General features: G+C 48.4%; 10 protein-coding genes and 3 tRNA genes. 2 read left to right on the forward strand and 11 right to left on the reverse strand.

The window, feature by feature from the left end; translation table 11 throughout:
* Positions 1–51: 51 nt before the first annotated feature.
* The 4 genes from trmD to ffh form a co-directional block, all read right to left on the reverse strand.
* Positions 52–795 (reverse strand): tRNA (guanosine(37)-N1)-methyltransferase TrmD, encoded by a 744-nt coding sequence (gene trmD, locus IO95_RS00355; RefSeq protein WP_023492025.1) that lies wholly within the window; start codon positions 793–795, stop codon positions 52–54.
* 51 nt (positions 796–846) lie between these two features.
* Positions 847–1395, reverse strand: coding sequence for a ribosome maturation factor RimM (gene rimM / locus IO95_RS00360; protein WP_023492024.1), 549 nt, complete (start codon positions 1393–1395; stop codon positions 847–849).
* A gap of 18 nt (positions 1396–1413) precedes the next feature.
* The gene (rpsP, locus tag IO95_RS00365) at positions 1414–1662 is read right to left on the reverse strand and encodes a 30S ribosomal protein S16 (protein ID WP_004877236.1); all 249 of its coding nucleotides are present in this window, start codon (positions 1660–1662) and stop codon (positions 1414–1416) included.
* 216 nt (positions 1663–1878) lie between these two features.
* Positions 1879–3240: a signal recognition particle protein gene (gene ffh / locus IO95_RS00370; protein WP_023492023.1), complete on the reverse strand. Its 1362-nt coding sequence runs from the start codon at positions 3238–3240 to the stop codon at positions 1879–1881.
* Between the two features lie 174 nt (positions 3241–3414).
* On the opposite strand from ffh, the gene IO95_RS00375 reads away from it, so the two are divergent.
* Positions 3415–4191 (forward strand): inner membrane protein YpjD, encoded by a 777-nt coding sequence (locus IO95_RS00375; RefSeq protein ID WP_037383254.1) that lies wholly within the window; start codon positions 3415–3417, stop codon positions 4189–4191.
* A 78-nt stretch (positions 4192–4269) separates the two neighbouring features.
* Positions 4270–5559 carry an HlyC/CorC family transporter gene (locus IO95_RS00380; protein ID WP_023492021.1) on the forward strand — a complete coding sequence of 430 codons (1290 nt, stop codon included), beginning with the start codon at positions 4270–4272 and terminating at the stop codon, positions 5557–5559.
* A 104-nt stretch (positions 5560–5663) separates the two neighbouring features.
* On the opposite strand, the gene luxS is transcribed toward IO95_RS00380, so the two are convergent.
* From luxS to IO95_RS00415, 7 genes are all read right to left on the reverse strand, one after another.
* Positions 5664–6179 (reverse strand): S-ribosylhomocysteine lyase, encoded by a 516-nt coding sequence (gene luxS, locus IO95_RS00385; RefSeq protein WP_023492020.1) that lies wholly within the window; start codon positions 6177–6179, stop codon positions 5664–5666.
* Between the two features lie 167 nt (positions 6180–6346).
* Positions 6347–7909, reverse strand: a complete 1563-nt coding sequence (gene gshA / locus IO95_RS00390; RefSeq protein WP_023492018.1) for a glutamate--cysteine ligase — start codon at positions 7907–7909, stop codon at positions 6347–6349.
* A 188-nt stretch (positions 7910–8097) separates the two neighbouring features.
* On the reverse strand, positions 8098–8526 hold the full coding sequence (locus IO95_RS00395) for a YqaA family protein (protein ID WP_023492016.1): 429 nt from the start codon (positions 8524–8526) through the stop codon (positions 8098–8100).
* Complete coding sequence (yqaB, locus tag IO95_RS00400) at positions 8523–9089, reverse strand: fructose-1-phosphate/6-phosphogluconate phosphatase (protein ID WP_037383246.1); 567 nt, start codon at positions 9087–9089, stop codon at positions 8523–8525. The genes IO95_RS00395 and yqaB overlap by 4 nt, the downstream gene beginning before the upstream one ends.
* Before the next feature lie 376 nt (positions 9090–9465).
* Positions 9466–9542: transfer RNA gene (locus IO95_RS00405), tRNA-Arg, on the reverse strand.
* A gap of 67 nt (positions 9543–9609) precedes the next feature.
* Positions 9610–9686: transfer RNA gene (locus IO95_RS00410), tRNA-Arg, on the reverse strand.
* Between the two features lie 174 nt (positions 9687–9860).
* Positions 9861–9937: transfer RNA gene (locus IO95_RS00415), tRNA-Arg, on the reverse strand.
* Position 9938: the final 1 nt, after the last annotated feature.

Genomic DNA, 9938 nt, shown 5'->3' on the forward strand with positions numbered 1-9938 from the left:
GATATATCGGTCTCGTCGAGACAATACTCAGACGTTCCCTTCATGGTTCTGTTACTCGGCCAGATGTTCCCGTTGGAACTCTGCCAGTAACACCGCTTGCTCGTCAGTCAGAGCTAGGCTTTCTAGAAGTTCAGGTCTTCTAAGCCAGGTTCGGCCCAGCGACTGCTTTAAGCGCCAGCGACGTATCTCGGCATGGTTTCCCGACAGTAAAACTGGTGGAACCTCCATCCCTTCCAACACCTCTGGGCGGGTATAGTGTGGGCAGTCAAGCAACCCATCAGCAAAAGAGTCTTCTTCCGCTGATGCCTGATGGCCCAGAACACCCGGTATAAAACGGGCGACTGAATCAATCAGGATCATTGCTGGCAGTTCACCACCACTGAGAACGTAATCGCCGATTGACCATTCTTCGTCAATTTCGGTTTGGATCACCCGCTCGTCTATCCCTTCATAACGGCCACAAACCAGAATCATCTTCTGATTAGCCGCTAACTCGCACACGCCAGTTTGATCCAGCTTGCGCCCCTGAGGTGAAAGATAAATCACCTTTGCGCCCTCGCCTGCCGCTGCTTTTGCTGCAGTAATGGCTTCCCGTAAAGGTTGCACCATCATCAACATTCCCGGGCCACCGCCATAAGGGCGGTCATCCACGGTACGATGCCGATCGTGGGTGAAGTCTCGTGGACTCCAGCACTGCACACTCAGCAGGCCATTTTTTACTGCTCGGCTAGTGACCCCATAGTCGGTGATTGCACGGAACATCTCAGGAAATAGGCTAACAATACCAATAAACACCAGCCAATCCCCGTGTTGTTATTCCATCTGCTTCGGCCATTAAACCAAAGGTCAAAAACCAGGATCCCATTCAGCCTCGATGACCTTGGCTGCGAGATCGACTTTCTTGATAACCTGCCCATGAAGAAACGGAACTAACCGCTCCTTCATGCCGAATGCATCTTTCAGGTTTGCCTGCACGACCATCACGTCGTTTGAACCGGTTTCCATCATATCAACGACTTTACCCAGTTCGTATCCTGAAGTGGTGACTACCTGGCAGCCCATCAGGTCTTTCCAGTAGTAGTCATCTCCTTCCAGAGAAGGCAATTGCTCAGAATCTACAACGATTTCACAATTCGTCAGTAAATTCGCGGCATCCCGATCATCAACACCGTTGATTTTGATGATCAGATCCTGATTATGGCGCTTCCAGTCTTCCAACTCGACAAGCTGCCACTGACCCGAGCGCTGGATAAACCAAGGCTGATAGTCAAATATGTTTTCGGCATTCTCGGTGGATGAAAACACTCTGAGCCAACCTCGGATGCCGTAAGTAGAACCCATTTTGCCGAGTACAATCGGTTGCTGAGGAACCACCGGTTTGAGTTGCTTGCTCATTGCCACCACCGCAACAGATTACGCTGCTTTCTTAGCGTCTTTGATCAGCGCGCTAACGCGATCAGAAACAGTCGCACCCAGACCAATCCAGTGCTCAATACGATCCAGATCCAGACGCAGTGCTTCGGCCTGACCAGATGCGATTGGGTTGAAGAAACCTACGCGCTCAATGAAACGACCATCACGCGCATTGCGGCTGTCGGTCACGACTACTTGATAGAACGGACGCTTTTTAGCGCCGCCACGTGCCAAACGAATTGTTACCATAACATCCTCTTTAGTTAATAAAACAGCCGGGCCCCATTGAGGGACGGGGCCCGGTTGCAATATAAAAAGCTCGAAAATTTTACTCATTTTGGCGCAAAAAGCAATCTAAAGCGTAGATTACTCGGGATTACATTTTGCACTCTGGTTATTTTCAGACAGTTTTCACCGCTAACCAATAACCCGCAAACCGAGCCACATCACCGATGTGGCTCGGTTTTAACGGCCTGGAAAACCCGGAGGCATCATACCCTTCATGCCACGCATCATTTTCGCCATTCCGCCTTTCTTCATCTTTTTCATCATCCGCTGCATATCATCAAACTGTTTTAACAAGCGGTTCACATCCTGCACTTGCATACCCGACCCCAGTGCAATACGGCGTTTACGTGAACCTTTGATGATTTCAGGCTTGGCCCGCTCTTTCAGCGTCATGGAGTTAATAATCGCCTCCATGCGTACCAATACTTTGTCGTCCATTTGTGATTTTACGTTGTCCGGCAACTGACCCGCACCTGGCAATTTGCTCAGCATGCTGGCCATTCCGCCCATATTACGCATCTGCTTCAACTGATCCAGGAAGTCGGTGAGGTCGAATCCATCACCTTGCTTCAACTTCTTCGCCAGTTTTTCAGCTTGTTCACGGTCAACCTTGCTTTCGATCTCTTCAATCAACGAAAGCACATCACCCATGCCAAGAATGCGCGAAGCCACGCGATCCGGGTGGAAGGGCTCCAACGCATCGGTTTTTTCACCCACACCCAAGAATTTAATCGGCTTACCGGTAATATGGCGAATAGATAATGCCGCACCACCACGAGCATCACCATCAACTTTGGTTAATACCACGCCTGTCAGCGCTAACGCCTCGTTAAACGCTTTGGCGGTATTGGCTGCATCCTGGCCGGTCATAGCATCGACAACAAACAGGGTTTCTACCGGGTTGAGCGCATCATGAACCTGTTTGATCTCGTCCATCATCGCTTCGTCAACGTGCAAACGACCAGCGGTATCGACGATCAAGACATCATAAAACTTCAGTTTAGCCTGTTGCAGCGCACGGTTAACAATATCGAGCGGTTTTTCTTTGACATCAGAAGGGAAAAAATCAATGCCCACACCTTCGGCCAAGGTTTCTAACTGACGGATCGCTGCGGGACGATAGACGTCGGCAGAAACAACCAGCACTTTTTTCTTCTGTTTTTCTTTCAGAAACTTACCAAGTTTGGCTACGCTGGTGGTTTTACCCGCCCCTTGCAACCCCGCCATCAACACCACTGCTGGTGGCTGCGCTGCCAGATTGAGTTCGGTGTTCACCTCCCCCATAGCAGCGATCAGTTCACTTTTGACAATCTTGACGAACTCTTGGCCAGGCGTCAGGCTTTTATTGACTTCATGCCCTACGGCACTCTCTTTTACCCGGTTGATAAAGTCACGCACCACGGGCAATGCAACGTCTGCTTCCAGCAAAGCCATACGCACTTCACGCAGGGTATCTTTGATATTCTCTTCAGTCAGCCGCCCACGGCCACTAATATTGCGCAGAGTGCGCGACAGTCGATCAGTTAAATTTTCAAACATCGTCTCATGCTCAACGTAAAAGTCAGGCCGCAATGGCGAAATAATTGCGGCGATTATAACACGAAGTAGCGGCAATCTCTGCTACCGCATTGGAGATTGGTTGGAGTAGGGACGGCTCAACGCTATACTGGTATATTAAACAACCCGATAACTATGTAGATGCTCAATAACGCTATGCTCGTTTTCTCTATTGTGGCTTTGTTAGCCTACCTGCTCAGCCTTGGATTGATCATTCCCAGCTTGCTGCGGAAGAACAGTGCATACCGTCGGTTGGCCCTTGTTTCGGCCATAGTGGCGTTGGTCAGCCATGCCATTGCACTTCAGCAACATATTTTTGCTGTTAGCGCAGGGCAAAACCTCAGCCTGTTGAATATCAGTTCTATCGTCAGCTTGATCATCTGCTCGGTGATGACCTTGGTCGCCTCACGTGATCGTGGCTGGTTCCTGCTGCCCATTGTTTACAGCTTTGCGATGATTAACCTGGCCTTTGTCTGCTTTCTGCCAGGGGAATATATCACTCATCTGGAAGCCAGCCCGGAACTGATGATCCATATCAGTCTGGCGCTATTCGCCTACGCGACATTGATTATCGCAACGCTTTACGCATTACAGTTGGCTTGGCTGGATTATTTGTTGAAGAACAAAAAACTCGGTTTTACTGCCGACATGCCACCCCTGATGAGCATTGAGCGAAAAATGTTCCACATCACACAAGTCGGTGTGGTACTGCTCACGTTGACGCTCTGTACTGGCTTGCTATATATGGATAATCTGTTTGACAAAGAAAACATCCATAAAACCGTACTATCAACCTTGGCCTGGTTAGTTTATATCGTCCTACTATGGGGGCATTATCATAAGGGCTGGCGTGGTCGCCCTGTTGTCTGGTTCAGTATTGCTGGTTCTTTTCTGCTGACTTTAGCCTACTTCGGTAGCCGCTTAATCCAGTAATAGATGGTACACTAAGATCAATCCTCCCCAGTTATCTGGGGCTCTCTTTTCCGCTATAGCTATATAAGGAATACTGCGTTGGAGCATGTTTCGACAGGTACTCTCATCTTCATTCTAGTGATTATGATTGTGATTTCCGCTTATTTTTCAGCCTCCGAAACCGGCATGATGACGCTAAATCGCTATCGCCTACGCCATCAGTCCAAACAGGGTAACCATAGCGCACGCCGCGTAGAGAGACTGCTACAAAAACCGGACCGTTTGATCGGTTTGGTGTTGATTGGCAATAACTTGGTGAACATTCTCGCCTCCGCATTAGCCACTATTGTTGGCATGCGTTTGTACGGCGACATGGGGGTAGCAATTGCTACCGGTATCCTGACCTTTGCCGTATTACTGTTTGCCGAAGTACTACCAAAAACATTTGCCGCACTCTATCCCGAGCGAATCGCCTTCCCTAGCAGTTTTCTGCTGGAACCGATGCAAAAAGTCATGTTCCCCCTCGTGTGGTTACTCAATGGTATTACTACGCTGGTGCTGCGTCTTTTCGGCATCCATACCAATGTGCGAGCCAGTGGTGCCGTCAGTAAAGATGAATTACGCACCATTGTGAACGAATCACATTCACAGATTTCACGCCGTAATCAAGACATGCTTATTTCGGTACTGGACCTGGAAAAGGTCACCGTTGACGATATCATGGTGCCACGCAATGAGATTGTCGGCATTGATGTCAACGATGAGTGGAAGTCAATCATGCGCCAACTGACGCATTCACCGCATGGTCGCATTGTGCTGTACCGTGATTCGCTGGATGACTCCATTGGCATGTTGCGGGTACGTGAAGCCTACCGGCTGATGACCGAGAAAAAAGAGTTCAATAAAGAGAACCTGCTGCGCGCCGCTGATGAAATTTACTATGTACCAGAAGGTACCCCACTGAGTGTGCAGTTGGTAAAATTCCAGCGCAATAAAGAGAAGGTCGGTATCGTCGTTGATGAATATGGTGATATTCAGGGACTGGTGACGGTGGAAGATATTCTTGAAGAAATTGTTGGTGATTTCACCACTTCCATGTCACCCACCTTGGCAGAAGAAGTAAATCCACAAAGTGATGGCTCGGTACTGATCGATGGCACGGCCAACGTGCGAGAATTGAATAAAGCCTTCAATTGGACTCTGCCCGCCACGGAAGCCCGAACCATCAACGGTATGATCCTGGAAGAACTGGAAGATATCCCAAAGGTCGGCACGCGGGTACGCATCCACCACTATGATATCGATATTCTCGATGTACAGGATAATATGATTAAACAGGTGCGTGTTATCCCCATCAAGTCACTGCAATCCAGCGTACAAAAACAGTAAATCCCAAAGACATGGAAAGCGTGTCTCTGGGATAACTGTTTGAAATGAGTTAGTTTGCCACCAAGCTGCTTTTAACTGTGGTTAGTCACTTGAACATTGCCTGATTAGATATGGAGTGTTTGCAACTTCTCTGGTGATAACGCCAACACTTCATTGTGGTTGACCACCACACCACTGTCGAGGATATGCTTGGCGATTTCCTGTGCTTCTTCCAACGAATGCATATGATAAGTACCGCACTGGAACTCATTCAACTCAGGAATTTTACGTTGGTCCGTCACCTTCAGCACATCGCTCATTGCTGCGGCCCAGGCTGCAGCTACACGCTGCTCTGGGGGGGTACCAATCAAACTCATATAGAAACCGGTACGGCACCCCATTGGCGAAATATCAATAATTTCGACACCATTACCGTTGAGATGATCACGCATAAAGCCGGCAAACAGGTGCTCCAGCGTATGAATTCCACGCTCCGGCATCACTTCCTGATTCGGGCGACAAAACCGCAGATCGAATACGGTGATCGTATCGCCATGTGGGGTCTGCATGGTTTTAGCGATACGGACAGCCGGAGCTGCCATGCGGGTATGGTCTACAGTAAAGCTATCCAATAGTGGCATGTCATCACCTCTTGATAAAAAAACTATTTATTTTGAATTTTTTTTACTACCGATGAAACCTTTTGCAAATTGCCCTGTCTTAATTAACAGAAAGACGCGCATTTGTTATCATCATCCCTTATTACCAGAGATGTATATTTGGCCACATTGATGTGGCCTTTTCTTTTTTAACCCCCACCGTTTGCCTTCAGAAACTCGTCAAAGGTCAATGTATCACCGGCTTCGATTTCATACTGACGTTGCCAGGAAGACTTCTGCTCCTGTTCCAGTTGTGCTTCAGTCAGGATTTCCAATGGCTCAGACACCAATATCTGGCGATATTGCTCCGCAAGATCTAAACCCACACGACCAATCCCTTCCGCTTTCATCATCTTCAGGATACGCGCAGAAAAGGTCAGTTCTGGATCATCAAAGGTAGCAACCAACTGCTCACACACCTGCTGATACTGTTGATTACCAGCTTCATTATCCAGCACTTCGGCAACGCGTTTCAGATCATAAAACAACGCTTTACCCACTTTATCCAAGGGTTGGCGACTATCATTACAACCGATACCAATAGTTTGCCCCGGTTTACGCCCTTCCAGAATCACCCGATTCCAGTTCTTGCGGGTACATTGCAACTCATCACTGCTCATTTCGGGGGCGTCAGCTAAGGTGCACCATATCAAGAACAGATCGAGAAAACGCGCCTGTACCGCATCAACACCGATTGGTGAGAAGGGGTTAATATCCAATGAACGCACTTCAATATATTCAACACCACCACGCAACAACGCATCTGATGGTGTTTCACTACCCTGGGTTACACGTTTTGGCCTGATCGGAGCATAAAACTCATTTTCAATCTGCAAGACGTTACTATTGAGTTGTAAATAGCGATCACCCTCTTTTACCCCTAACTCGGCGTACTCAGCCGAAGGGGTAGCAATAGCGCGCTTTAAACCTTGCACATAGCTTTGCAGGTCGTTAAAAGTAATGCCTAAATTGCTTTGCGACTTATTGGTATAACCCAGGTCACTCAAACGCAACGACGTGGCATACGGCAGATAACACATCCCGCGCCCATTACTCTCAAATGGCAAAGTGGTTTCCCGCCCCTGCAAAAATGAAGAACAGATTGCCGGTGAAGCACCAAACAGATAGGGGATCACCCAACCAAAACGATAGTAATTGCGGATCAGCCGAAAATAACCAGACGATATTTGTTCTTTACCACTTTCAGCATCTTTAACGCCAGCCCATGCCTGCCAAAACTCCAGTGGCAAAGAGAAATTGTAATGGACACCGGAAATCGTCTGCATCAACGCCCCATAGCGTGTCTTCAGCCCTTCACGGTACAGCGTTTTCATCCGACCAATATTAGAGGTACCAAACTGAGCCAGCTCAATATCGTGCTCTGCATTGATAAAGCATGGCATACTCAGCGGCCACATACGTTCATCACCCAGTTTACGAGCGACATGACGATGAATATCACGCAAGAACATCAGTAAATGATCGAGATTGTCATCCACTGGAGTAATGAACTCTAGTAGCGCCTCAGCAAAATCCGTCGTAATCCAATGGTGCGTGAGCGCCGCTCCCAGTTTTTCCGGATGAGGTGTCGTGGCAAGTTTACCCTCTGCAGTAACCCGCAATGTTTCACGCTCAATACCGCGCAGGATCCCTTTTAATGCATGGGGATGCGCTTCCAACCAGGTAAGCGCTTGTGATACGTCTGGGATCAAATTGACCTCTCGTTTCTAAACTCGACAACTTGTCGGCATTCTGAACCTGCGTTTGAGGCAATCCCCTTCGCTATGCAAGCTATGGAGGCCACTTACGCATCCTTGTTATCTGGTTTACTAAGCCTTCTGGGCCCGCTTTCAGTTCTGTTTACGGCACCTTGAGTAAACCTGACTATATATCCACTTGGCTATTGCCACCAGGCAATTCCCTGCAGCGTAATTATGGTAAGTATGATGTAACGCAATGCCTTTCCAACACACAGAAATAACGTAACAAGACCCCATGGCATACGCAACCAACCGGCTAACAAACACAACAAATCGCCCACCACGGGTAACCAACTGAGTAAAAGCGCCGCCGGACCAAACCGTTTCAACCAACCGAGTGACATTTCCGTCCCCCTTTGTGGTTTCAATACCGGCAATAGGCGCCCGATGATGACATTGGTCAACCCACCTAGGGTATTTCCTAGCGTTGCAGCCAGCACCAACAGCGTGGGAGAAATCGTGCTGCTGGTCAATAGTGCGACCAATACGATCTCTGAATTACCTGGCAACAGCGTCGCACTGAGGAAACTACTGCCAAACAAAGATAGCGCTGCCAGCGTACTACTCACAACGTACGCACGTCCACTACCGCCATATTAGCGCTTCTTGCTGCCTGAATACCAAAATCGGCGTCTTCAAACACCACACAATGCTGTGGTAGCACCCCAATCAACTGAGCACAACGCAGGAAGGTATCAGGTTCTGGCTTATGGCGTTGGACATCATCAGCACCAACGATAGCATCAAAATAGTGGAGTAACCCTAAATGGCTCAGCAACATCGTTGCCATCCGGTGTTCACTGCCAGTACCTACCGCCATAGGACGGCGACCATGATAAGATTTCACCACCTCAATCAACGGCAAGGGCCGCACGGTATCCAACAACATTCCCTCTGCTACACGATTTTTTTCCGCAGCAAGAGAGTGAGGATCGAGATCCCCCTGATGCGCTGTAATAATCGCCTGAGCGATACACCAAGTGGGTGAACCGTTCAATTTTACGATAGCCATTTCGTCATAGGTCATCCCATAGCGTGCTACTACTTGGTGCCAGGCTTGACGGTGCGTTGATTCTGTATCCAAGATGGTGCCATCCATATCGAAGATCAACCCTTGATAGCCGTCGTACATTGGGACTCCATAAACATAAGTGGAAAGGAGACTACTTTAGCGTAAAGCATGATGAGTGTCGCTGCCAGAGTGTAAGGGATGTCACTGTACAAAATGAGTTGTCACACAGGAGAGAGATAAATTGATGTCACGATGAACAGACTAAGAATGGAGGTAAAACAAGGTTATCCTGCTTTGTGGGAGCTTTTAGTTCATTTTTATCTGAAGGCGAACACGTACACAGAGGAATATTGATAAGATGGTGCATCCAGGAGGATTACTCAGCGCAAGCGCTTCGCCCTTCGGGCCGTTGCTGAAGCAACGTTATCCTCCTTTGTGCAACCTTTCAGATAGTATTTATCTTAAGGAGAACACTCTTAGAGAGATGTTTATAAGATGGTGCATCCAGGAGGATTCGAACCTCCGACCGCTCGGTTCGTAGCCGAGTACTCTATCCAGCTGAGCTATGGATGCATAGAACTATTACTGATACTGCTGATACCCCAGGGTCAACCTTGATAACACGACCATGTGGCTAAAATGGTGCATCCAGGAGGATTCGAACCTCCGACCGCTCGGTTCGTAGCCGAGTACTCTATCCAGCTGAGCTATGGATGCATAGAAACTATTTTTGATACCCCAAGGCCAATCTCAACAACTCGACCAGGCGGCTAAAATGGTGCATCGAGGAGTTGCCCTTCGGGCCGTTGCTTAAGCAACGTTATCCTCTTTTGCGCGACCTTTCAGATAGTATTTATCTGAAGGCGAACACTCTTAGAGATGTTTATAAAATGGTGCATCCAGGAGGATTCGAACCTCCGACCGCTCGGTTCGTAGCCGAGTACTCTATCCAGCTGAGCTATGGATGCA

The sequence above is a fragment of the Serratia sp. DD3 genome, from assembly GCF_000496755.2.